Source organism: Wolbachia endosymbiont (group A) of Volucella bombylans, assembly GCF_964026965.1.
Lineage (GTDB): Bacteria > Pseudomonadota > Alphaproteobacteria > Rickettsiales > Anaplasmataceae > Wolbachia > Wolbachia pipientis.
Genome location: NZ_OZ034717.1, coordinates 268,663 through 291,340, shown reverse-complemented (window position 1 = coordinate 291,340; position 22,678 = coordinate 268,663). Strand labels below are relative to the sequence as shown.

General features: G+C 34.9%; 27 protein-coding genes. 19 read left to right on the top strand and 8 right to left on the bottom strand.

Features of this window, described 5'->3' with window-relative positions; genetic code table 11:
• Positions 1–66: 66 nt before the first annotated feature.
• Positions 67–567 carry a Smr/MutS family protein gene (locus AAGD51_RS01540; RefSeq protein ID WP_236514444.1) on the top strand — a complete coding sequence of 167 codons (501 nt, stop codon included), beginning with the start codon at positions 67–69 and terminating at the stop codon, positions 565–567.
• A gap of 278 nt (positions 568–845) precedes the next feature.
• Here AAGD51_RS01540 and AAGD51_RS01535 read toward each other — a convergent pair whose 3' ends face one another.
• Positions 846–1,034: a hypothetical protein gene (locus AAGD51_RS01535; RefSeq protein WP_338482635.1), complete on the bottom strand. Its 189-nt coding sequence runs from the start codon at positions 1,032–1,034 to the stop codon at positions 846–848.
• Between the two features lie 34 nt (positions 1,035–1,068).
• Here AAGD51_RS01535 and AAGD51_RS01530 point away from each other — a divergent pair, with 34 nt between their 5' ends.
• Positions 1,069–1,617 carry a transposase gene (locus AAGD51_RS01530; RefSeq protein WP_236514710.1) on the top strand — a complete coding sequence of 183 codons (549 nt, stop codon included), beginning with the start codon at positions 1,069–1,071 and terminating at the stop codon, positions 1,615–1,617.
• Positions 1,611–2,018 (top strand): transposase, encoded by a 408-nt coding sequence (locus AAGD51_RS01525; RefSeq protein ID WP_049973602.1) that lies wholly within the window; start codon positions 1,611–1,613, stop codon positions 2,016–2,018. Before AAGD51_RS01530 ends, AAGD51_RS01525 begins: the two co-directional genes overlap by 7 nt.
• Positions 2,019–2,464: 446 nt before the next feature.
• On the opposite strand, the gene AAGD51_RS01520 is transcribed toward AAGD51_RS01525, so the two are convergent.
• A complete protein-coding gene (locus tag AAGD51_RS01520) occupies positions 2,465–3,499 on the bottom strand; it encodes an aspartate-semialdehyde dehydrogenase (RefSeq protein WP_236514446.1) in 1,035 nt (344 codons plus the stop codon).
• A gap of 140 nt (positions 3,500–3,639) precedes the next feature.
• Between AAGD51_RS01520 and AAGD51_RS01515 the strand changes: the two genes are divergently transcribed.
• Both AAGD51_RS01515 and AAGD51_RS01510 read left to right on the top strand, forming a co-directional pair.
• Positions 3,640–4,092: a hypothetical protein gene (locus tag AAGD51_RS01515; protein ID WP_077188596.1), complete on the top strand. Its 453-nt coding sequence runs from the start codon at positions 3,640–3,642 to the stop codon at positions 4,090–4,092.
• A 50-nt stretch (positions 4,093–4,142) separates the two neighbouring features.
• Positions 4,143–4,265, top strand: coding sequence for a hypothetical protein (locus AAGD51_RS01510; protein WP_265029928.1), 123 nt, complete (start codon positions 4,143–4,145; stop codon positions 4,263–4,265).
• Positions 4,266–4,267: 2 nt separating this feature from the next.
• On the opposite strand, the gene AAGD51_RS01505 is transcribed toward AAGD51_RS01510, so the two are convergent.
• The 3 genes from AAGD51_RS01505 to AAGD51_RS01495 all read right to left on the bottom strand — a co-directional run bounded on the left by AAGD51_RS01505 (position 4,268) and on the right by AAGD51_RS01495 (position 6,768).
• Complete coding sequence (locus tag AAGD51_RS01505) at positions 4,268–4,675, bottom strand: transposase (protein ID WP_049973602.1); 408 nt, start codon at positions 4,673–4,675, stop codon at positions 4,268–4,270.
• Complete coding sequence (locus AAGD51_RS01500; RefSeq protein ID WP_236514710.1) at positions 4,669–5,217, bottom strand: transposase; 549 nt, start codon at positions 5,215–5,217, stop codon at positions 4,669–4,671. The genes AAGD51_RS01505 and AAGD51_RS01500 overlap by 7 nt, the downstream gene beginning before the upstream one ends.
• 276 nt (positions 5,218–5,493) lie before the next feature.
• Complete coding sequence (locus tag AAGD51_RS01495; protein WP_010082345.1) at positions 5,494–6,768, bottom strand: APC family permease; 1,275 nt, start codon at positions 6,766–6,768, stop codon at positions 5,494–5,496.
• Between the two features lie 135 nt (positions 6,769–6,903).
• On the opposite strand from AAGD51_RS01495, the gene AAGD51_RS01490 reads away from it, so the two are divergent.
• The 6 genes from AAGD51_RS01490 to AAGD51_RS01465 all read left to right on the top strand — a co-directional run bounded on the left by AAGD51_RS01490 (position 6,904) and on the right by AAGD51_RS01465 (position 10,981).
• Positions 6,904–8,370 carry a hypothetical protein gene (locus AAGD51_RS01490; protein WP_236514394.1) on the top strand — a complete coding sequence of 489 codons (1,467 nt, stop codon included), beginning with the start codon at positions 6,904–6,906 and terminating at the stop codon, positions 8,368–8,370.
• 358 nt (positions 8,371–8,728) lie between these two features.
• Positions 8,729–9,895 (top strand): aspartate kinase, encoded by a 1,167-nt coding sequence (locus tag AAGD51_RS01485; protein WP_236514393.1) that lies wholly within the window; start codon positions 8,729–8,731, stop codon positions 9,893–9,895.
• A 91-nt stretch (positions 9,896–9,986) separates the two neighbouring features.
• A complete protein-coding gene (locus AAGD51_RS01480; RefSeq protein WP_007549940.1) occupies positions 9,987–10,190 on the top strand; it encodes an IS5 family transposase in 204 nt (67 codons plus the stop codon).
• Positions 10,191–10,223: 33 nt separating this feature from the next.
• Positions 10,224–10,352, top strand: a complete 129-nt coding sequence (locus AAGD51_RS01475) for a hypothetical protein (protein ID WP_255317429.1) — start codon at positions 10,224–10,226, stop codon at positions 10,350–10,352.
• On the top strand, positions 10,295–10,606 hold the full coding sequence (locus AAGD51_RS01470) for a transposase (protein ID WP_081420825.1): 312 nt from the start codon (positions 10,295–10,297) through the stop codon (positions 10,604–10,606). The genes AAGD51_RS01475 and AAGD51_RS01470 overlap by 58 nt, the downstream gene beginning before the upstream one ends.
• A 162-nt stretch (positions 10,607–10,768) precedes the next feature.
• Entirely contained in the window at positions 10,769–10,981 is a 213-nt protein-coding gene (locus AAGD51_RS01465; RefSeq protein WP_065094389.1) for a hypothetical protein, read from the top strand.
• Positions 10,982–11,135: 154 nt separating this feature from the next.
• Here the strand turns inward: AAGD51_RS01465 and AAGD51_RS01460 are convergent, their stop codons facing one another.
• On the bottom strand, positions 11,136–13,052 hold the full coding sequence (locus tag AAGD51_RS01460; RefSeq protein ID WP_077188370.1) for an ATP-dependent helicase: 1,917 nt from the start codon (positions 13,050–13,052) through the stop codon (positions 11,136–11,138).
• 392 nt (positions 13,053–13,444) lie between these two features.
• On the opposite strand from AAGD51_RS01460, the gene AAGD51_RS01455 reads away from it, so the two are divergent.
• Genes AAGD51_RS01455 through ccmE form a run of 8 tightly spaced genes read left to right on the top strand, consistent with a single transcriptional unit; the run spans position 13,445 to position 20,561 of the window.
• A complete protein-coding gene (locus AAGD51_RS01455) occupies positions 13,445–14,032 on the top strand; it encodes an NADH-quinone oxidoreductase subunit J (RefSeq protein ID WP_006279581.1) in 588 nt (195 codons plus the stop codon).
• Positions 14,023–14,331, top strand: coding sequence for an NADH-quinone oxidoreductase subunit NuoK (nuoK, locus tag AAGD51_RS01450; protein ID WP_006012916.1), 309 nt, complete (start codon positions 14,023–14,025; stop codon positions 14,329–14,331). The genes AAGD51_RS01455 and nuoK overlap by 10 nt, the downstream gene beginning before the upstream one ends.
• 4 nt (positions 14,332–14,335) lie before the next feature.
• The gene (gene nuoL, locus AAGD51_RS01445) at positions 14,336–16,183 is read left to right on the top strand and encodes an NADH-quinone oxidoreductase subunit L (protein ID WP_049973600.1); all 1,848 of its coding nucleotides are present in this window, start codon (positions 14,336–14,338) and stop codon (positions 16,181–16,183) included.
• Positions 16,184–16,186: 3 nt separating this feature from the next.
• On the top strand, positions 16,187–17,629 hold the full coding sequence (locus AAGD51_RS01440; protein WP_341810476.1) for an NADH-quinone oxidoreductase subunit M: 1,443 nt from the start codon (positions 16,187–16,189) through the stop codon (positions 17,627–17,629).
• Positions 17,626–18,990, top strand: coding sequence for an NADH-quinone oxidoreductase subunit N (locus tag AAGD51_RS01435; protein WP_236514391.1), 1,365 nt, complete (start codon positions 17,626–17,628; stop codon positions 18,988–18,990). Before AAGD51_RS01440 ends, AAGD51_RS01435 begins: the two co-directional genes overlap by 4 nt.
• 17 nt (positions 18,991–19,007) lie before the next feature.
• Positions 19,008–20,051, top strand: coding sequence for a biotin--[acetyl-CoA-carboxylase] ligase (locus AAGD51_RS01430; RefSeq protein ID WP_006279586.1), 1,044 nt, complete (start codon positions 19,008–19,010; stop codon positions 20,049–20,051).
• The gene (locus AAGD51_RS01425) at positions 20,048–20,185 is read left to right on the top strand and encodes a hypothetical protein (protein ID WP_006279587.1); all 138 of its coding nucleotides are present in this window, start codon (positions 20,048–20,050) and stop codon (positions 20,183–20,185) included. Before AAGD51_RS01430 ends, AAGD51_RS01425 begins: the two co-directional genes overlap by 4 nt.
• Complete coding sequence (gene ccmE / locus AAGD51_RS01420; RefSeq protein WP_006279588.1) at positions 20,169–20,561, top strand: cytochrome c maturation protein CcmE; 393 nt, start codon at positions 20,169–20,171, stop codon at positions 20,559–20,561. Before AAGD51_RS01425 ends, ccmE begins: the two co-directional genes overlap by 17 nt.
• Before the next feature lie 74 nt (positions 20,562–20,635).
• Here the strand turns inward: ccmE and AAGD51_RS01415 are convergent, their stop codons facing one another.
• Entirely contained in the window at positions 20,636–21,079 is a 444-nt protein-coding gene (locus tag AAGD51_RS01415; RefSeq protein ID WP_077188372.1) for a hypothetical protein, read from the bottom strand.
• 46 nt (positions 21,080–21,125) lie between these two features.
• Complete coding sequence (locus AAGD51_RS01410) at positions 21,126–22,562, bottom strand: magnesium transporter MgtE N-terminal domain-containing protein (RefSeq protein WP_236514390.1); 1,437 nt, start codon at positions 22,560–22,562, stop codon at positions 21,126–21,128.
• Between the last annotated feature and the right edge of the window lie 116 nt (positions 22,563–22,678).

Here is a 22,678-nt window from a genome sequence, read left to right as displayed (position 1 = left end):
AGAATAAGCAACATTTTACTATGTTTGGATATTGTTGTAAAATTATACAATTCGATTAATGCGTTTATGTCGGACGATGAGTTGGATTGGCAAAAAAATGTTAAGCCAATAGAATGTGGAAAAGTTACTTTGAAAGTTGATCATAAAGTAAATATAAAGTCTATGGTTGATAAAGGTACCTCCGACTTACAAGGGAATTTTCTTAATACCAATAATAGTAACTCATCATTTTGTCTTGACTACAACACAAAATCAAAGATTGATAGGGGTAAATATTTTATAAGCGATAAGCTCGATTTGCACGGCTATAATATAGAGGATGCTTACTGTAAATTGATAGATTTTATTATCAAAAATTATCGAGCAGGAAATAGATGTTTATTGGTAATTACGGGATACGGCAGTGCAACAAATAAAACAGACACTATAAAGAGTAACTTAAATAAATGGTTAAATGACACTAAAATCCAGCATATGGTTCTATACTACCAACAAGCTACGAAAAAACATGGTGGTAAAGGGGCTTTTTATGTTTTATTAAGAAGGAATAAAAACCTTGAGTCCTGATACTTAAAATTCCTTTTAAGCCTTAATTTTTCTTGTATAACCATACAGTGTTCGGCAGCGCGTGACGCACAACTGTGCGAACATTGTGATTTGGGTCTACCAGGAAGGATGTCTCCCAGTACCTCTTTTCCCGTCATCCCGCTACGTGTTAGCGGGATCTCATTTCACTTTATGAGGGTGTCATCCGAATAGCTTGACTACTTGGATCCAGATTGGATACTGAGTTGGTGAGTATAAAAGTATAGCTTCTACGTCATACCGCCGCGGTATCTCAGCCGCTAACAAGTAGCGGGGTGACGAGTTACTATACCGCTGCGAACCGTCATACCGCGATTTATTCCATAGCTGTACGAACATTCATTTTTGAAGGTAAACTGCACAGCAAATGGTGTCATTCCAGTGCTTGACACTGGAATGGCTTTGTTGCATAGCAACTGAAAAATCTGGTGGCTACTGACAAAATTCATTATAAAATAGCCATTTAACCTTGAAAGAAAAAATATGCCACAAAAAATGAGGGTCAGTAACCATAGCGAATATAACAAATTTCTAGAAAAAAGAGGAAATATTTTTCATTATATCAACGAAGCCATAGAAAAGTGGTACGAGAATGGTCCAAAAATACCAGGTGGCAACAATATTTATAGCGATAAAGTTGTAATTTTGGTGCACATAATAACTTGTTTATTTAGAATAGGCCTGAGGCAAACAGTTGGGTTTATAGCAGGATACCTTGAGCAAATTGGGAAAAATTTGCAAGTTATCAGCTATTCACAATCATCAAGAAGGTTTAAGAAACTCAATATTAAGATCAATGATTGCAGAATTGATAAAAATAATATGGAAGATATCGAAATTGCTATAGACAGTACAGGAATTAGTATATACAACAACACTCCTGGTCATAGCAAAGAAAATAGCGAAGATAGAAAGTATCGCAGCTATGAACAGACAAGAAAATTGCATGTAATGTTGAATACAAACAGCAAAAAAGCCATAGCTGTAAAATACAGTAACGGTCTGATCACTATGGAGCTTGTGATTTGCTAAAAGAAGTCGATTTTCAGTATGTCATAAAAGTACTATATGCAGATAGGGCATATGACAGAGAAAAGCTCTATAAGCTGTGTAATCAATATGGTATAAAAACGAAAATTCCTCCGAAAAACAACGCAGCAGAGCATCCAAAATTGGATTATATGCTTGATAGAAATGCCGCTATTCAGTTAATGAAATTACATGGTGAGAATGGTATAAAAAGATGGAAAGAAGAAGTAAATTACGGAAAAAGATCGTATATTGAAGGATTTTTCTCAAGGTTGAAGCGAATATTTGGGTTTAGTTTTAGGAGCAAATCTGAAATTAATCGTGAGAAGGAACTGCTACTCAAGTGTTATTTGCTTAACAAATTTACTGAAATAGGCATGGCTAAGTTTGAGATAGCTTCATGAATTTATTGTACGTTACCTACTATCCGAAGAGCGATGCAACAAAGCCATCCCAGTGGGCTTTGTTGCATCGCTAGCTATGATGGATTAAAGATAAAAAAGGTGGAGAATATCAGTAGCTTATTATTCTGGTATTTATAACAAGAACGGTCAGTGAATACCTAAATTTGAGTAAAAGAAATTTCACTACCACTCACTAATCCGGCTAAAATTCAAGAATTTCAATGCTTTAGCTATTTTCAATAGAATTAAATTTATTAATATAAATAACAAGTTACTATTCTTAAATTTGATCAGATTGATTGCAAAAAAAACAAGATTTTCAATAAGTTGCTTATAATCCTAATTATAGTTAGCCTTTCATAAGTAGCGATGCAACAAAGCCATTCCAGCGTCACGCGCTGCCATGTGGTATACAAATTTCCTTCGAATTACAACGTACGTGCGCTCTATATGCACTTGATTGACAAATGCTCTCTTATCAAAATCTCAAGAATCTGCACTATATTTAATGCTGCGCCTTTGCGCAGGTTGTCAGCCACTATCCACATATTTAATCCGTGCTCAACAGTATTGTCTCTTCTAATACGCGATACATATACAGCATTCTCCTGTACAACATCAATTTGAGTTATGTATTCACTATCTTCACGCCTGTTGTACACTAAAACTCCACTATCTTCGGCTTCACTTAGCACTTCACGAGCTTGTTCTTCAGTGATATGTTGATCAAATTCCACATTTACTGCCATAGCGTGACCGATAAAGACGGGTACCCTTACACAAGTTGCAGTAACTTTTATATCTTCCTCTAAAATTTTTTTTGTCTCCTCTTGCATTTTCCATTCCTCTTCTGTAGAACCATTTTCCATGAATTCTCCTACATGGGGAATGCAATTGAATGCTATTTGCTTAGAGAATATCTTGGGTTTTTTAGCTTCGTTCATAAAGATTTTTTTTGTCTGGTCATAGAGCTCATCCATTGCTGCTTTGCCTGCACCAGAAGTTGATTGATAAGTTGAAGCAACGATTCTCTTTACTTTTGCTTTTTGGTGTAATAGATGTAGTACTAGCAGCATCTGTATTGTAGTACAGTTTGGATTGGATATTATGTTGTGGTTTTTATATTCCATAATTTTTTCTTTATTAATCTCTGGAATAATGAGTGGCACACCCTCTTTCATTCTAAAATGGGAACTGTTATCTATCACGATGCATCCAGCCTGTGTTGCAATTGGTACATACTCTTCAGAAACATGAGATCCAGCACAGAAAATGGCTACATTAGTTCCAACGAAGTCATAATCCTCAAGGCATAAAACTGTTAACTCTTTGTCACCAAAGCTCACCTTCTTCCCTTCTGATTTTTTCGATGCAAGTGCAATAACGCAATCTATCGCCTCATCTTGAAATTCAGCAAGCGTGCTTAATACCTCACGCCCTACTCTTCCGGTTGCTCCAATAACAGCAATTTTGTATCCCATATAGATGAACCTCTAATTTCAAAGTTCTATTATATTTTTACTGACAAAATTTACAATTGTTTTAATATTTTTACCTTGCAATTAATTGTAATTTAGCTATTATTATGCAATATTAGTAATATTACATAATGAAATGAAAGATGAGTAAGGAATACGATGAAACTAAGGTTAAACCTGCAATTTCTACACCTCAAGGGCCTGAAGGAACCAATGGATCAAAGGCCCAAAGTGTTCTTTCGAATAAAAGAAAGCCTACAATAAATTTTGATGATAAAAAGTATGGTGTAAAAACCTCTAAAATAGACCAACAGTCTCTAAACAAAAGACAAGAATCTTCAAAGCTAAGAGATCTCTTAAGGTCAATACCAATAATAAGGAGATTTTTAGCAAGGATTTTCACACCTGAAAAAATAGAAATCATCAGTAACCCTATATATGACAACATGGAAGCATATAAAAAATCGCAGGAAGATTACCCTAGTAAGATAAAAGATGAAACTAGTATAGATGATGAACACACAAAAGAAGTAGATAGTAAACTTGAGAAGGGTAATGTTGAACAAGTGGACAACAAGAAAAGTCGTAGTTCATAAATATCAATCATTTAAAAATTATCTCTAGTTATAACATTGTATCTGTTCAGATGCATGGCTTATGTACAAATATTGAAACAAAAATTCCAGTGCTCCCTTTCTTGTCATCCCAGTGCGTGACACTGGGATGGCTTTGTTGCATCGCTCTTCGGATAGTAGGTAACGTACAATAAATTCATGAAGCTATCTCAAACTTAGCCATGCCTATTTCAGTAAATTTGTTAAGCAAATAACACTTGAGTAGCAGTTCCTTCTCACGATTAATTTCAGATTTGCTCCTAAAACTAAACCCAAATATTCGCTTCAACCTTGAGAAAAATCCTTCAATATACGATCTTTTTCCGTAATTTACTTCTTCTTTCCATCTTTTTATACCATTCTCACCATGTAATTTCATTAACTGAATAGCGGCATTTCTATCAAGCATATAATCCAATTTTGGATGCTCTGCTGCGTTGTTTTTCGGAGGAATTTTCGTTTTTATACCATATTGATTACACAGCTTATAGAGCTTTTCTCTGTCATATGCCCTATCTGCATATAGTACTTTTATGACATACTGAAAATCGACTTCTTTTAGCAAATCACAAGCTCCATAGTGATCAGACCGTTACTGTATTTTACAGCTATGGCTTTTTTGCTGTTTGTATTCAACATTACATGCAATTTTCTTGTCTGTTCATAGCTGCGATACTTTCTATCTTCGCTATTTTCTTTGCTATGACCAGGAGTGTTGTTGTATATACTAATTCCTGTACTGTCTATAGCAATTTCGATATCTTCCATATTATTTTTATCAATTCTGCAATCATTGATCTTAATATTGAGTTTCTTAAACCTTCTTGATGATTGTGAATAGCTGATAACTTGCAAATTTTTCCCAATTTGCTCAAGGTATCCTGCTATAAACCCAACTGTTTGCCTCAGGCCTATTCTAAATAAACAAGTTATTATGTGCACCAAAATTACAACTTTATCGCTATAAATATTGTTGCCACCTGGTATTTTTGGACCATTCTCGTACCACTTTTCTATGGCTTCGTTGATATAATGAAAAATATTTCCTCTTTTTTCTAGAAATTTGTTATATTCGCTATGGTTACTGACCCTCATTTTTTGTGGCATATTTTTTCTTTCAAGGTTAAATGGCTATTTTATAATGAATTTTGTCAGTAGCCACCAGATTTTTCAGTTGCTATGCAACAAAGCCCACTGGGATCCAGATTGGGCACTAAGTTGGTAAACACGAAAGCGATTAATCCTTTACAACGTTTTTGATGGAACTGCGCGAAAGAACTGGATGCCAGTGTCACGCACTGGCATGACACCCATTTCTTCCTATAGTTGTCTTTTCTCGTCTACCTTATTTTGCCACTCTGCTGAACAGATACATAACATTTGCTATACAGAAACTCTGCGATACCAAAATAAATAAAGAGGTACGCCACTTGCAGTGAATAAGCTTGCGATCAGCAAGGTATTCACAGAAGTTTCAAATATTACCCAGCAGCAAAAGGTTGTTGCTATACTGCCAATTAAAAATTTGTAACAACTCTTTTCTTGCACAATAACTTTGAGAAAAGCAAGACTGCATGCAAGGTAAACAAATAAAAATGAAACTACAGAAAAGTCGATAATTGATGTGATCTGCTTAGCAAAATTGTTGCTTGAAGTGAGGATTAGTAAAGTTGCAGTTCCAACTGAGCTAGTTGTTATGCCCCAGAAAGGAGAACCGTGCTTGTTTCTTTGAGCAAAAAACTGTGGCATCAGTTTATCTTTTGCAAGGCCAAGGGCCACTTGTCCACTAGCTAGTACCCAAGCGTTTAAAGTACCAACACAAAAAATGAACGCAGTTATAGAAATAATCAAGTGCCAATTGCCAGAGGCCATAATTTTTATTGCGTCAACATATGGTGCTCTTGAACTTGCTAAATCATTGCCATTTATTAATCCCATAATTGCAAGATTGTTGATAAAATACACAACAGCAACAGAGATTGTTCCAAGTACCACAGCTCTTGGTATTGTTCTAGCTGGATTATCAACTGACCCTGCAGGTGCTGTTGCCAATTCAACTCCAATAAAACCCCATAGAGTAATAAGTGTAGAACGGGCAAGAATCTGCGATGTTGTAAGATTTGATATTTCTTCACTTATGATGAAGTTATTTCTATCAAAAAAAAACAATGCTGCTATAGGTATTACAAGCAATACAGAAATTTTTATCACCGTCAATAAAAACTCAACACGTCCAGCAGTAGCTACTCCTCTAAAATTTATTAGTGTAATAATTGTAAGTAATAACATCTCTAAAAACAGATGTACGTTTTGAATATCTTCATGGAAAAATGGTGTAAGATAACCAACACCCACAACTATTACGGCTGTTGTGCTAACCCATGAGATCACCCAATACGTCCAACCAACAAAAAAAGCTGCAGCAGGGCCAAAAGCATGCTTTACATAGACGTGAGGGCCACCCGTTTCCGGAAATTTTGCGCAGAGTGAGGCAAAAACTAAAGCAAGAGATATAGCACCAAGCCCTGATATTATCCAGCTTATAAGGCTATACATGCCATATGGAGCAAGGCTAATTGGAAGCATAAAAATTCCAGAGCCAATTTGGCTGCTAATCACTAAGGCAAAAATAGCCCAAAAACCTATTTTATTTGACACAATAATTCTTATCTAAATAGATTAACAATATACCCTAAACTCAGAAATTTCAATTGATCTTTTAACATAAAAACTTGCATTTTTTTCAATTTATTCCTAAAATAGATTATATTAACAGATTATTAAGAGGGGGTTATGAATCCGAGATTAAAAGCATTTTTGATTGTTTGTAGTATTATTGCATTTTTGATTGCACTTTTGTTTCTCGTGTATTATTTAAATCTTCTTGTTAACTATATCCTTGACCCGATTCTAGTTCGTCCCTTTGAAAGATTATACAAAAACTTAATTGTTGATGGTCTTTATGCCTATTTATCTACAAGCACTTCTAGCCCTGCACTAGCATTTTTGGCTACAGGTTTTATTGTTATTGCTGCGTTTATTTGCCTGAATAAAATGCTTCTTCCCTTGCAAGAGAAGATCATAAACAACTATACCTCCTTTAAAAACAACAATATTGATAGCAATAGCATGTTGTTTGAGGTTTATAAAGATCCAACAATAAAATTAAAGGACAAAATCTTATTCTTCAGTATACACTTGATATATTACCTACAGCTTCCATTTTTGTATATTGCATCAAAGGTATCAGCTCTACGTGGGTTTCTTATATTTAATTTTGGTTTATTATTGTTAAATTATGCACTGCTAATTCCAGTAGCACTTCTTGAGTTAATAAAATATCCATCAGTAAAACTCTTTTCACCTTTGGGTTTGAATGTAAAGCAGCTAAGCTTTTTGTTTAATGTAAGTGATGTGGGTACTAGTAGTCAGAGCGTTCATACTAGAAGTTTTCAGCAAAGCGTTATTGAATGTGCCAAAAAATTAAAGGAAGAACATGGTACGCCGTTAAATGAGTTGGATGAAGAGTTTAAAAGTTATATAAGCGGTTTAACAAGTCAGCAAAAACGAATGATAGAACCTTATCTAAGATTGGATGGTTATGAAACTGGGGAGTGGGTAAATTGGGTAGATTCACAAACCGGATTGACATTGACACAGGCTATAAATTTAGTTTTAATTGCGGCAAGAGAGCAAAATGCAGACGTAGAACTATTGAAATCTATATTACTGGTTCGCTTTGAAGAAAGTAACCGCCAATGTGGTCCTGGAATGCTTCTCCGTATTATTTATGCATTAAGTGGCCTTGAAGCAGAAAACAACTTTGCAGCTCAACTGGAGCCTCAGCTAATGGGGAAGTTGGCTGGTAATGCTACTAAAAGATTTCTTGAGAAATATGTGGATAAGCACTACCATAAAATAAAAGTTTTGAAAGAAAATTTTGATAATTTGTATTCACCAAGTTCTGGGGTGGATTTGAGCAACGTGAGTGATGAAGTAAAGGACGGCATTTCTTATACAAGAGATGCTATAAAAGAATTCGTGTTTAAGGAATTATATGTAAAGTTTTATAACGACTATGGGGAGCATATTCAGAGAGGGCAGATAAAACAAAGGTTAAGGGAGTTAATAACGGATGAAGTCGTAGACGCGGCAATATATTCTAAAATAGATGAAATAGAAATCCCTGCAGAACCACCTACTTATCTTGAAAGAGTAAAAGCATTTTTTGGAGGTCATGCAAGGTCTTCTGCTGCTTAGTGGTTTAGTTCGTGCTATATAGCTAAACTAACTTAGATTTACTGACAATTTTAAAACAACAAATTCGTCATTCCGCTACTAGTTAGCGGAATCTATACCGCGAATGAATCCATAGCTGTACGAACATTGTGATTTGAGAGCAATTTCCACAGCAAATGGTGTCATCCCAGTGTCTAGGCACTGGGATGACACCATTTGCTGTGCAATTTACCTTCAAAAATGAATGTTCGTACAGCTATGGAATGAATCGTGGTATGACGCGTTAGCTATAGCTTTGTCTTCCCTTTTCTGAATGGCTTGCAAGCTGCTATCTCTACAAAAACTATATTTTTCTTCAGAAGAGAGTTATATTGTAACTATGGACAAAATAATCATAAAAAAATTTGGTGGGACTTCGCTAACTGATTTAAACCGAGTTGCAAATTTGATAAAAAACGATATTGATAAAGGTTGTAATGTAATCGTTGTTGTATCTGCTGTTGCAGGATTTACTGACCAAATGGTTTTTCAGGCTAGGCAAATCTCAAATTTAAGTTATAGACAAGAGTTATCAGAGTATGACGTTATGCTTTCAGCAGGAGAACAAATCTCTTGCGGTCTATTAGCTATCACTCTCCAATCGATCGGAGTTAATGCTAAATCGTGGCTTGCCTGGCAGTTACCAATTGTAACTGATGATTTTTATTCTGAGTCTAAAATAAAAACAATAAAGATTGAACGTGTGAAAAGATCTTTTGCTGAGGGTTATACTGCTGCGATCATTGCTGGTTTTCAGGGTATAAATGATGATAGAATCACTACTTTTGGAAGAGGAGGCTCTGATATATCAGCAGTTGCCTTCGCGGTAGCCTTTGGTGTTAGAACTTGCGAAATTTTTACTGATATTGATGGAATATATACAGCAGACCCGAGAATTGTTCCAAAGGCACGCAAGCTCAAATTTATCTCTTACGATGAAATGTTGGAAATGTCGTCATCTGGTGCTAAAATACTGCATAATCGTTCAGTACAACTTGCAATGAAACATAACATTAAAGTGCAAGTGCTATCCACTTTTAAGGAAGTAGAAGGCACCACAGTGCTACACAAAAGGGATGTACTAGAGAGATACTTAATGACTGGAATAACTTATAGCACTAATGAAGCTCTTGTAACTTTCACTAACCTTGCAAATAACTTGCGTACTTTAAGAGATATAGCAGGAGCAAACGTTAAAATTGATATGATACATGGGTCAAGTTTTGTTATCTCCAAATTTGATATTGATTTAATGGAAAAGTTACTGAATAAGAATGAAAATTATGCTATAAACGATAATGTAGCTAAAATTTCAATAATTGGTATTGGTGTTATGTCTAACACTGAAGTGATGCACCGCACACTCAAGGTTTTAAGCGAAAAAAAGATAGAAATACTTGCTATCACAACATCTGAAATCAAAATCAGTATAATTGTTCAAAAAGAATGCGCTGTAGCTTTAGTCAAAGATTTACATACTGAGTATGAGCTTGATATGCAGCACTAGGATAGGCTTGACGTCCAGTTGTCTAAGAGTATGTCTTGAAAAGGAATGAGGAAAAAAATATGATAGTGTAAGTAAAAAATAGGAGGGAAAATTGTATCCAAGTGATATAAGTGATAAGGAATGGGAAATTTTGGAGCCACATGTTGCACAAGGAAAGATAGGGAGGCCAAGAAAGCACAATATCAGAACAATTATTAATGCAATAAGGTATATAATGAGAGGTGGTTGTCAATGGAGAATGCTGCCGAAAGATTTTCCTCCATGGAAGACGGTGTATGACTATTTTCTCAGGTGACGTAGTAATGGCAAATTGGAAAAAATACATAATATGCTAGTAAAAGAGGTAAGAAAAATGTTTGGTAAAAATGAAACACCTTCAGTAGGAATAATTGACAGTCAATCAGTAAAAACCACTCAAAAAGGGGATCCAGAGGATATGATGCTGAAAAAAAAATAAAGGGTAGAAAACGTCATATTGTTGTAGATACAGTGGGCTTAATTATTGCGGCTGATGTTCATAGTGCAAGTGTTCAAGATCGTGATGGTGCTCTAAATCTTTTCACTCAAGCTAAATACAAGGCTCCAACTTTACGTAAGTTTTTTGCTGATCAAGGATACATAGCAAAACCGCTGTTTATTGGAGACAGGATACGATTACCAAGAAAGCTGTTGATGTTACAGGATTTTTCGACAATCTGGACCACAATTTAGCACTGCAGGCTATCAAGAAGCACACAGACTGCAAATGGGTCATACTGTATGTTGAAAGGTGGATGAAATCCCCTATTCAGCAAGCAGATGGCAGTAAGGTAGTTAGGGAAAAAAGGAGTTCCGCAAGGAGGTTCAATAAGCCCAATCATTTCAAACATATTTATGCACCATGCATTTGATATATGGATGAAACAAAATCACCCAACAGTACCATTTGAAAGATATGTGGATGATGCGATAGTGCACTGCAGAACTAAAAGACAGGCAGAATTTATGCGAGCAGCAATTGAAGAAAGATTGGCACAATGTAAGCTAAAATTGCAACCTGATACCAATGCCATTCCAAAACTCCATCATTATACTGCCTTAGTATAACCTTCTCACTTCTATTGTCTATTTGTTTGTTATGTAATAGAAATTGGTATGAGATTGAAGAATTAAGTGTGAACGGTTACAGAATTTTTGCCAGGAGAAACATATAGTTGAAGTAATTCAGATTTGTAAGATATGTTTATCTGCAATTATAGCTTCAACAGTAGGCAATGTTGCTTTTAATTACCTCAACATTTTCTCTTGGCAATTCTTTAATGAACCGAGAAGTGCGCATCGGTTGCCACTGGTTGTTAATTTCCCTCCTATCTGCACATGAAATGATTAACCTTTCCTTTGCCCTGGTTATGCCAACATATGCAAGTCTTCTTTCTTCTTCTAAAGCTTTACCACTTTTGTCATCAAAAGATCTTTGATGAGGAAATAATCCCTCTTCCCAACCAGGTAGAAACACGCACGGGAATTCAAGTCCTTTGGCTGCATGAAGAGTCATAACATATACGGTGTCATCGTTATTCATATTATCCACTTCCATCACCAGACTTATATGCTCCAAGAAAGTTGTGGCATTATCGAAATTTTTTAAAGATGAGATGAGCTCTTTAACATTTTCTATTCGTGCTAAGCCTGTTACCTCCTCATTTTCAAGCATTTCAATATATCCTGATTGGTTTGCTACGATTTTAACGAATTCATGCAGTGGTTTTACGCTTACTATTTCTTCCCAAGCTTTAATTTTATTTAAAAAATCGTTGAGTGAGAGTTTAATTCTTTCGGTTACCTGATTACTATTAACTAATATTTTTGCTGCCTCAAAAAAAGAAATTTTGTTATCCTGAGCAGTCGTGTATATTTTCTTTAGAGTTGTAGCTCCTATGCTTCTTTTTGGCCGATTTACTATCCTTTCGAAAGCTAAGTCATCGTTATTGTTTGTAACAAGTCTTAAATATGCAATTATATCCCTGACTTCCTGACGTTCGTAGAATTTTACGCCACTTATAATCTTGTAGGGAATTGAATATTTTATAAAATACTCTTCGAGAACTCTAGTTTGAAAAGTGGCCCTTACCAGCACTGCAATGTCACTAAATCTGTATTTATTGAGTTTCAATATCTGTTCGCTTATGAACCTTGCTTCAGCTTTCCCATCCCATAATTTTATTAGATTTACCTTTTCCCCTTCAATGTTTGTTGTCCACAATTTTTTTTCTAAGCGAGTCTTATTGTGATTGATAACATATGACGCAGTTGCAAGTATGTGGGATGTTGACCTGTAGTTACACTCTAGTTTAACGGTTTTTGCATTTTTAAAATCATCAAAAAACTTCAAAATATTTTCAACTTCTGCACCACGCCAACTATATATCGACTGGTCATCATCTCCTACACAGCAAATATTTGAGTGCTCTTTTGCAAGGTATTTTAGCCAAAGATATTGTATCGCATTTGTATCTTGATATTCATCTACCATGACATATTTAAACTTGTTTTGGTAGTAGGACAGAACTTCGGTCTTTTGATTAAAGAGCTGTATGTTATATAGCAATAAGTCACCAAAATCGACAGAATTAAGGAATTTCAACCTTTCCTGATACTGGTGATAGACCTTGAGTGCAGTTACATATACTGGCCTAAATGATTGAATATCTTCCACTTCAGATGGCAATAAGCACTTCTCTTTCCATTGCTGAATAATATTCATAATGGTCTTACATTTTTCTGATAGGTAATCAGGATTTATTTCATTGATAATATTTTTTATTACCTGTAATTGGTCATCCACACCAATGATTGTAAAATTGGGGTTTAAGCCCACAATTTCTGCGTGCATGCGCAAAATTTTTGCTGCAATTGCATGGAAAGTGCCAAGCCATGGTATGTTTGTGCCCGTTAGCTCAAGTACCCTTGATACCATCTCATTTGCTGCTTTATTTGTAAATGTAACTGCTAATATCTCATCAGAATAAGCGTGACCGTTTCTAATTATGTGTGCTATTCTTGAAGTAATCGTTCTTGTTTTTCCCGTCCCGGCTCCTGCCAGTATCAAAACTGGTCCATCTATGTTAGTTACAGCTGATTGTTGTTCTGGATTTAGCAGTGAGAGATAATCGTTCATCGTAGCCCTATAGATTATAACTTCGTAAAGTTAAACCTATGATTGAAATATTGTAAAGGTTTTATTGAATAGAACAGTTAAAGAATGCTTCACTCAAGTACTACATATTTAAACGTAGGTTTTACATCTATTTTGTTTTAGTAGTTTCAGGTGTATGTCGAGTAACAACAACTTGATTTGAGGTATTGGCACCAGAACTTCTGCTTGTTGGGTGGATAAGTGGAGTTTGGAATGGCTTATATGTACGCCTTCATTTCTATTTCTTCAGCTTTATAATAATTTAAAATGGAGCTGGAGCTTTGTAGTACAATGTTTTCAAACGTTTAATATAATATTGACTTTACCACGATAGTCACTTTAAATTAGTAACTATTGTTGCAGTTAAAGTATCGATGCCTTTTTTCTTTTATTTTTTTGCAATTCTCAGCATTTTATCTGCTGTATGCGTAATTAGTGTAAGAAATCCTGTGCATGCAGTATTATTTTTAATTTTCACCTTCGTTAACTCTGCAGTTCTTTTCATTCTCCTTGGAGCTGAGTTCATTGCTATGATGGTGATGATAGTATACATCGGTGCGGTTGCGGTGTTGTTCCTCTTTGTAGTTATGATGCTCGATATTGACTACATAAGGTTGCGCCAGGGTTTTGCAAAGCATTGCACTCTTGGTGCTATGTTGTGTGTTGTGTTTTTTCTAGTCATCAGCTTTGTAATCCGCAGCTCAGCACCGAATATAAGCAATGTTATAAACTATAATACCAATAATGTGAAAGCTATTGGTAATTTGCTGTATACCGACTACATGTACGCTTTTCATCTTTCTGGTATTCTGCTGCTTGTTGCAATTGTCGGTGCAATTGCTCTTACTTTGCAGGACAAGAAAAAAGGAGTTAAAAAACAGAATGTATTAAAGCAATTGACACAATCTTCATCTGTAAAATTGATTAAGGCTAAATTTGGAAAAGGAGTAGAATGGAAATAGGATTAAATCACTTTTTGATAGTTGCTGCTGTTTTGTTCACTATTGGAGTGTGCGGTATTTTCATCAACCGTAAGAGCATAATCAATATATTGTTATCAATAGAAATATTATTGCTGGCAATTAATATCAACTTAGTTGCTTTTTCTGCCTTTATGAATGATATAGTTGGGCAAATTTTTGTGATGTTTGTGTTGACTGTTGCGGCAGCAGAGTCAGGAGTTGGGCTTGCAATATTGGTTGTATATTATAGAAGCCGTGGCAATATAGATGTTGAACAAGCAAATTTAATGAAAGAATGAAAGTATGATGGATATACTGAAATTAATAGTATTTTTGCCACTTTTTGGTTCGCTATTTGCAGCACTTTTTAGAAAAAGTCAGTTAGTTACAACGGCAGGGATTGGAATATCTGCAGTTTTATCTTGGTATGTTTTTCTCACCTTCTCTGAAAATTATCACTTGAGTTTATTTCCTTTGTTTTCATTGAGCATCTTAAAAGTAAATTGGGCAATTAGTGTGGATGCTCTCTCATCCTTAATGCTTATTGTTATTACCACCGTTTCACTGGTAGTACATCTCTACTCTATCGGTTATATGGAGCATGATAAGGGGAAGTCGAGGTTTTTTTCTTACCTATCGCTATTTACGTTTTGCATGATTGTGCTGGTTGTAAGCGATAATTTCGTGCAGCTTTTTTTTGGCTGGGAAGGGGTTGGCCTATGTTCTTATTTACTCATAGGATTTTGGTTCCAAAAATATTCTGCAAATAATGCAGCAATTAAAGCATTTGTTGTGAATAGGGTAGGAGACTTTGCACTATTGATTGGAATCTTTCTTATTTATTATACATTTCACTCTTTGAATTTTACTGAAGTTTTTGACACAACTGATCTTCTTGGCACGCAGAACATTAGGGCATTCTGCTGTGAATTCAAAGTAACTCATATAATATGCATATTACTTTTTATTGGCTGTATGGGTAAATCTGCACAGCTTGGTTTACATGTTTGGTTGCCAGATGCAATGGAAGGGCCAACTCCTGTTTCTGCACTTATTCACGCAGCAACGATGGTAACAGCAGGTATATTTTTAGTAGCAAAGTGTTCTCCATTGTTTGAGTTATCAAATGTGGCACGAGAATTAATAGTTATCGTTGGAGCACTCACTGCTTTTTTTGCAGCCACCGTTGCAATTACTCAGAACGATATAAAGAAAATAATTGCTTATTCAACCTGCAGTCAACTTGGTTATATGTTCATGGCATGTGGGCTTTCTGCTTACAATGTTGCTATTTTTCATTTAATGACACACGCTTTTTTTAAAGCTCTACTATTTCTTGGTGCTGGCAATGTGATTCATGCAATGCATCATGAGCAAAACATTCAGAAAATGGGAAATTGCTGGAAGAAAATCCCTTGCACTTACGCTCTCATGTGGATTGGATCTCTTGCGCTTTCTGGGATATTCCCATTTGCAGGTTTTTATTCAAAGGATTTGATAATTGAACATGCTTATAGCACGGATAGCTTTGCTTTTGTAATAAGCTTAGTTGTTGCATTCTTCACAGCGTTTTACTCTTGGAGGTTATTGCTTCTTGTGTTCCACAGCCAAAAACAAAGTAAAATTAATATACATGAGGCACCAAAGATTATGCTTATACCATTACTGATACTCGCTTTTGGATCAGTATTTTCTGGAATATGGGGAGCAAATATTTTGAACATAACTAGTAATGCGTTTTGGAAATCAAGTTTAGTGATGATTGATGAGCATGGAGTTCATAATTTCTTTATAAAACTACTGCCAACCTTAACAAGCCTAAGTGGAATAGCACTTGCGTACCTAATTTACCAATATCAAGTAATTAGGCAAATTAAGAGTAAATTTTTACTTAAGTTTTTGCAGAATAAATGGTACTTTGATGAGGTGTATGAGTTTGTTATAATTGCACCGATAAGGTTTATATCTAGGCTTCTATGGAAGTTTGATGTTAAGGCTATTGATTCATTTGGACCAAATGGTGTTGTAAGGTTGGTTAATGAATGTTCAAAAAGTTCTATAAAGTTACAAACTGGTTATATATTTGATTATGCATTTATTATGTTTGTTACTTTAATAATCGGTGCTTTATATATTATTGGAATTAAATAGAAGGTGTTGTTACTTAGTATATTTTTGCTTCCACTGATAGGAGCATTGATTTTATCCTTAATCAGGATTAATCATCAATCTATACACTTAAGATTCCTTGCCCTATTTTTTGCTGTACTTCCATTTTTGCTTAGCATTGTAGCTTGTATAGAATTTGATTATAACGATGCGGACTTTCAGTTTGTCAGCTACCCAATTAGAAATGTTGGAATAGGGATAGATGGTATATCGTTGCTTTTCCTTCTGCTTACAACTTTCTTGTTTGTAATTTGTATACTCTACAACTGCAAAATGAGTTATACGACCCTAAAAGCCTATATGGCATTATTTCTACTGCTTGAGAGTGTTGTAGTCGGTTTTTTCGTTTCACTGAATGCTATAAGCTTTTATGTGTTTTTTGAAGCTGTTTTAATACCAATGTTCTTTATTATTGGCATTTGGGGAGGAAAACACAGGGTATATGCAACGTTTAAGTTGTTTCTTTATACATTAACTGGCTCATTATTATTTCTACTTGGATTGGTGTACATCTATAGCACTTTTGGGACGTTTAATATACAAAAATTAGCTACATTAGTGCCAAGCCTTGATCTTGAAGTGCAGTCATTGCTGTGGATTGCATTTTTTATTTCTTTTGCAATAAAAGTACCGATGTTTCCATTTCACACTTGGCTTCCTGATGCGCATGTACAATCACCAACTTCTGGATCTGTGATTTTAGCTGGCTTGCTTATTAAAATGGGAGGATATGGATTTTTAAGGTTTTCTATTCCAATGCTTCCTCAGGCAAGTTTGTATTTTTCAAATTTCGTTGTTGTGCTGAGCATTATTGCGGTGATATATGCTTCGCTAGTTGCGTTTGCTCAAGATGATATAAAGAAGTTAATAGCTTATTCTTCAATAGCACATATGGGGATCGTTACTGCTGGCCTCTTTTCATTTTGTGAGGAAGGAGTACTGGGTAGCATATTTCAAATGATTAGTCATGGCCTTATTTCTGCTGCTTTATTTTTGTGTGTTGGAATGCTATATACTCGAACTGGAACTTTGGAGATTGCAAAATATTTTGGCATAGTAAACACAATGCCAAAATTTGGTTTTATGTTCATTTTATTTTCAATGGCTTCAATAGGGCTACCTGGAACATCTGGATTCATAGGTGAGTTTTTGGCTATGGTTGGAATGTTTAAGAGCATAGGGTTTTTTACAGGATTTATCGCACTTGGCACTATTTTAAGCGCAGTTTATATGCTGAATTTATGTAAGCAAATAATATGGGGGGTTAGCTATTCTAAATTATTAAATAACCGTTTGGATAGCATAGAATTTTCTGTCTTAATTCTGCTTGCAGTGTTTGTTATTTTGCTTGGATTTTACCCAACCCTTGCACTGAATTATTTGAAGCCATGTATGGCAAATTTGTTAGTCAAATATGATGCGCTATGAATTATATACAGATATTGCCGGAAACGTTCTCTATTATCTCCTCGTTCGTGTTGCTGCTGCTTGGGATTATATTTAACCGCCGAACTATCAACTTATTAGCACTTGGCTGCACAGTGGTAACTTTGATTATTTTAATTCTTTCGGCAGAAAACAATGAAATTTTTCTCTTTAATTCGTTGTTAAAACTCAATTTATACATCAGGTCAGCCCAAGGGTTAATTCTCAGCACAGGAATTTTAATACTTTTGATGCTGAATTTATCAAAATATGACTATAAGTATGAATTTTCAATGCTGATTCTTTTTGCGCTATTTGGCATGATAACTTTGGTTTCAGCAAATAGTCTGATTTCTTTTTATTTAGCTTTTGAGTTGATGAGTATATCTTTGTATGTTCTTGCGAGCTTTAATAAAGATTCGATTTATTCATGTGAAGCAGGAGTGAAATATTTTACACTCAGTGCATTATCTTCCTGCATTATGCTATATGGAATGTCGCTGCTTTATGGATATACAGGACAAGTCAATTTCTCTGAGCTCGGTTCATTCTTGCAAAACCATCAGATAACTTATGGAATAGTTTTTGGGTTAGTCTTTGTCCTAATTGGTTTGTGTTTCAAGCTTGCTATTGCTCCTTTTCATATGTGGGCTCCAGATGTCTATCAAGGTGCACCTACCATAGTAACTGCGTTTTTTTCTACGGCCCCAAAAGCTGCACTTGTAACATTTTTAATTCGATTGATGAATGAAGAGTTAGTAAATGTAAAAAGTTATGTTCAGCCTATTTTCTTATACGTTTCAGCATTGTCTGTGCTTATCTCAGCTTTTGGGGCCTTACGTCAGCAAAACTTAAAAAGGCTGCTTGCTTACAGTTCAATTGGTCACATTGGTTTTATATTTGCTTCACTTTCTATTTTTACACAAGCAGGAACAGATAGTGCCTTAATGTATCTGGTGATATATATCATCACAAGCATAGGGCTATTCTCATATCTCGTACAAATTGACGATGACGATTGTGATATTGCAAATTTATCTGGTATAGGGAAGAAACGCCCAATTGTAGCATTTCATCTTTCTGTGCTGTTACTCTCAATGTCGGGAATACCTCCACTTGCAGGTTTTATCGCTAAATTTTTTATATTCAAAAGTTTAATAAATTCTGGCTTTATCAGCCTGTCCTTGATCCTTGTAATAGCAAGTGTTGTATCGTGTTACTATTATCTAAATATCATAAAAGCTATGTATTTTGATAAAGCTAGTGGTAATAAGGTTGCTTATTCTAAGGGTCTATTCATTATCACTTCAGTGGCTTCACTGATCAACCTCGTTCTTTTCTTGTACGTTTTACTCACTCATTGAACTAAAGGACTGACAAGGTGATCCCTGAGGGCTTTCATATTCATCATTACAAAGAAGTTTCAAGCACTAATAAAGAAGCGTTGGATTTAATTGATAAAGGAATATCAAATGAAACTATTATTGTTGCTGATAAACAAACAGAGGGTAGAGGGCGTACCGGAAAAAGTTGGATTTCTCCAGAGGGTAATTTTTATGCGAGTTTGGTAATAAACCTCTTTAACGATTATCTGAATGAAAGCCAGCTTTCGGTGTCATTCCAGCGCGTGACGCTGGAATCTAGAAATCAAGAAGAATGGTCAAGCACACAACTGTACAAACGTTGTGGTATTCCCACCAAGGATGATGTCATCCCAGTGCCCAGACACTGGGATCCAGAAAACTTAATTACAAATGGGCACATCAGGCAACTGTGTAATAAGAACTGGATCCCAGTGTCACGCACTGGAATGACACCACATACCACCTGCAAATTGCAATGTTCGCATAGTTATGTGTCAAGCACTGGGGAAAGTACTGGGATGATAGAAAGAGGTTTAATGAATCAAGTTAGCAAATTAACAGAATTGACTTTTGTTACTGCTCTTGCTGTTGGAAATGCTATACTGTCATTTATAAATGGTCTAAATCTCCAGTATAAGTGGCCAAATGATGTCCTTATTGATGGCAAGAAAATAAGTGGAATATTACTTGAAAAAAGATCCAATTCGAATTGGATCATTATAGGAATTGGAATTAATGTCAATCATGCACCACTTCCAGGAACAACGTGCATTAGCAATTACGGTGAATCTGTGTCTAACATGGATCTGTTAAAGGAATTAATAATAAATTTTAATAAGCTAAGAAAGCAATGGCTATTTGACGGGTTTTATGCTATAAGAGAAATGTGGTTAAAAAAAGCATTCAAAATGAATGAGCAAATCAGTGTAAAGTTAGCTGACAAATTGTATGAAGGAATTTTTGCTGATATAGATGAAAGTGGTAAATTGGTGTTGCAGCAAAAGGATGGAAGCTTAATTTATTTTGATGCAGGTGAGTTATTTATTGATAATGCATTATGAATACATATGTAATTTTTGCTTACCTTATTAGTTTTACGCTGATTGCTGGAGAGCTAATTTTTACCATTTCTTGCTATACTAAAAGTAGAAAAATTCTAGAAAGCCTGAAAGATAATCATGAAGAAGAAACATAAGCGATTACTTATAACTTCAGGAATTTTCTGCTTTTTAAGCTGCATAGTCTTTTTTATTTTAACAACGCTCAAAGAAAACATCTCATTTTTCTATACAGTAAGTGAGGCAATAGTTTTACAAAATAGTCAAAAACTAATCCGTGTTGGTGGAATGGTTGTTGAAAATAGCGTGATACGGAGCGAAAGTGAAGTAATTTTTCAAATGACAGATTTTAACAAAAGCGTTGTGGTAAAATATCAAGGGATACTTCCACCAATGTTTTCAGAAAAAAGTGGTGTTGTTGTGCAAGGTAAAATGTTTGATAATAGTACTTTTCTTGCAGATACAGTGTTTGCAAAACATGATGAGAACTATATGCCGAAAGTTTTAAAATAGATTTCCTAACTCAGCTATATTAAAATAGCATATGGAGAAGGTAACAGCCTGATATCAGGCTATTACCTTTTTTATTAAAGCAATCCGTTCTCTTCACCAGTAATATGGAGTAATGGAGGAGCTTCTCCAATATCTGGAATCGAATTCCTAAGATCTGCAAGTTCACTATCTATACTACTTGTCTTGCTGTCTATACTATCTATGGTTGATGATAATTGTGTTATTATACCACTTTGAATTGCACTATCCATATTTTCGTCATACTTATTAATGCTGTTTATCAAGCCATCATAAAAATTTTTAAGGTGCTTTATGGTCAATGTAATTTGTGGCATCTTATCAATCTCTTCTTGTGTCATATCTTTAGTTATATCAAATTCTTCCTTTGTTTTACCACTGACAATCTTCTTTATTACTGGCTTTTCGAAGCTTGGTTTATCAAACGCCGGTTTCTGAAGTTGCAATGCATTATTTGATTCAACTTCTTCACTAGAATATAATTTTATATTTTTATTCATAATAGTTACCTCCTATAAAAAAACTACTTATCTTTATAAATCATTACTATACAAATAACAGTGAGTCATTATTAATATCTACTATTGTAAAATCTGGAGCTTCTGCAATGCCTGGCATATCGTCCTTGATTTGCTTGAGCATCTCAATCATTTCCTTGTTCTGTTTACTCTGCTCGTCAAGTTTCCCTTTTAATGCATCAATAATAGCTTTAGACTGATCTTGATTGCCAAGATCACCAATCACAGCTGTTACTTTCTCATAAGGCAGTTTGTGAATGATGTCTTTAAGCTCTTCTGCACCTACGTTATCCAAAAGTTCTTTAAACTGCTCATTAGACATATTGCGAGCAAAAGCTTGAAGTTTTTCTGGGTTGTCAGCTAAAGACTTAATGATAATCTGAATCCTATTAGAATCAGTTAAATCCTGAGCAATTATGCCAAGTTTATCATGATCAAGCTTATTAACTAAGTCTTTCAGTTGGTCTTCTTGCAGACTATTTACTAAAGCTTTCAACTGATCACCTTCTAATTCTTTGGAGAGTATTGTCAAGTGGTGCTCAGCTAAGTCTTTTGCAAGCACTGTAAATTGCTCGTCATTTAAAGTTTTAATAAGTGCTTTGAACTGATCCACTTTTAAGTGAGGTAAAATTTCTTTTACTTGCTCTGAATTTAATTTTCTCACTAGAGCTTCAAGCTGAGTATCATTTAAAATAGGAACAATTATTTGTAACTTTTCTGGATTTAGTTCCTGAGCGAGGGTTTTTAGCTGGTGATTGGTTAGATGATCTACTAAAGCTTGCAACTGGTTTGAACTCAGTTCAGGAATGATTTTTTGCAGTTGCTCGTTACTAAAAGTATTGGTAAGAGTTTTTAGTTGGTCGTCTGTTAGGCCCTGAATAAAAACTTTGGTAAACGTGCTTGATAGCAACAGTAGCACATCTCTTATATGTCTCTCACCGTAGTATAACATAATGTCTTGTAATACCTCATTGTCAGGTGAATCGATTATATTTCCTGCTTCGTCTGAAAAATAATATTTATTGTTGCCAGTATCTGAATCTTCCCATGTTACATATTTGTATTCCAATTTTTTTGATTTAATAGAACTGCTACACATAGTTTTGAAAGGCTGCACAAGTTCTCTTGTATATGATAACTTAGCCAACTCATTACCGTAATATACAAATGTATGGTTACTTTTTACATAATCTAAGTTAGAATCACTTTTATAATCTTTGGCTACCAGATTTCCTTCATTTTCTTCCTCCAGACATATGTAACTGTCTAGGCAAGAACTGCCGCAAAGTTTTATAGGTAATAAGCCTAGTGCTACATCGTTTTTATCATCCAGCGATACAAGCTCAACTTTTTTAATAGACATTGTAGGATCATAACCTTCAGGCCACTTTATCAATTTAGTCGGGGTTTTTCTAAACACCTCTTTTCCAGGTACCATCTTAAAAACATGCTTTTTTCCACTCATAGGCGTTACCAATAAATTAATTGTTAGTATTCTAACATTTATTGATTAATTTATTGTTAAGTTGGTATATATTACAATTGTAATAACCAACATTACTTGTGTAGAGAAAAGTTACG

Bases quoted from the DNA above. Each gene is read 5' to 3' on its own strand.
- AAGD51_RS01540 (WP_236514444.1), top strand. From the start codon at position 67: ATGTCGGACGATGAGTTGGATTGGCAAAAAAATGTTAAGCCAATAGAA.
- AAGD51_RS01535 (WP_338482635.1), bottom strand. From the start codon at position 1,034: ATGAATTTTGTCAGTAGCCACCAGATTTTTCAGTTGCTATGCAACAAA.
- AAGD51_RS01530 (WP_236514710.1), top strand. From the start codon at position 1,069: ATGCCACAAAAAATGAGGGTCAGTAACCATAGCGAATATAACAAATTT.
- AAGD51_RS01520 (WP_236514446.1), bottom strand. From the start codon at position 3,499: ATGGGATACAAAATTGCTGTTATTGGAGCAACCGGAAGAGTAGGGCGT.
- AAGD51_RS01515 (WP_077188596.1), top strand. From the start codon at position 3,640: ATGAGTAAGGAATACGATGAAACTAAGGTTAAACCTGCAATTTCTACA.
- AAGD51_RS01510 (WP_265029928.1), top strand. From the start codon at position 4,143: ATGCATGGCTTATGTACAAATATTGAAACAAAAATTCCAGTGCTCCCT.
- AAGD51_RS01500 (WP_236514710.1), bottom strand. From the start codon at position 5,217: ATGCCACAAAAAATGAGGGTCAGTAACCATAGCGAATATAACAAATTT.
- AAGD51_RS01490 (WP_236514394.1), top strand. From the start codon at position 6,904: ATGAATCCGAGATTAAAAGCATTTTTGATTGTTTGTAGTATTATTGCA.
- AAGD51_RS01485 (WP_236514393.1), top strand. From the start codon at position 8,729: ATGGACAAAATAATCATAAAAAAATTTGGTGGGACTTCGCTAACTGAT.
- AAGD51_RS01475 (WP_255317429.1), top strand. From the start codon at position 10,224: ATGCTAGTAAAAGAGGTAAGAAAAATGTTTGGTAAAAATGAAACACCT.
- AAGD51_RS01465 (WP_065094389.1), top strand. From the start codon at position 10,769: ATGCACCATGCATTTGATATATGGATGAAACAAAATCACCCAACAGTA.
- AAGD51_RS01460 (WP_077188370.1), bottom strand. From the start codon at position 13,052: ATGAACGATTATCTCTCACTGCTAAATCCAGAACAACAATCAGCTGTA.
- AAGD51_RS01455 (WP_006279581.1), top strand. From the start codon at position 13,445: ATGCCTTTTTTCTTTTATTTTTTTGCAATTCTCAGCATTTTATCTGCT.
- nuoK (WP_006012916.1), top strand. From the start codon at position 14,023: ATGGAAATAGGATTAAATCACTTTTTGATAGTTGCTGCTGTTTTGTTC.
- nuoL (WP_049973600.1), top strand. From the start codon at position 14,336: ATGATGGATATACTGAAATTAATAGTATTTTTGCCACTTTTTGGTTCG.
- AAGD51_RS01435 (WP_236514391.1), top strand. From the start codon at position 17,626: ATGAATTATATACAGATATTGCCGGAAACGTTCTCTATTATCTCCTCG.
- AAGD51_RS01425 (WP_006279587.1), top strand. From the start codon at position 20,048: ATGAATACATATGTAATTTTTGCTTACCTTATTAGTTTTACGCTGATT.
- ccmE (WP_006279588.1), top strand. From the start codon at position 20,169: ATGAAGAAGAAACATAAGCGATTACTTATAACTTCAGGAATTTTCTGC.
- AAGD51_RS01415 (WP_077188372.1), bottom strand. From the start codon at position 21,079: ATGAATAAAAATATAAAATTATATTCTAGTGAAGAAGTTGAATCAAAT.
- AAGD51_RS01410 (WP_236514390.1), bottom strand. From the start codon at position 22,562: ATGAGTGGAAAAAAGCATGTTTTTAAGATGGTACCTGGAAAAGAGGTG.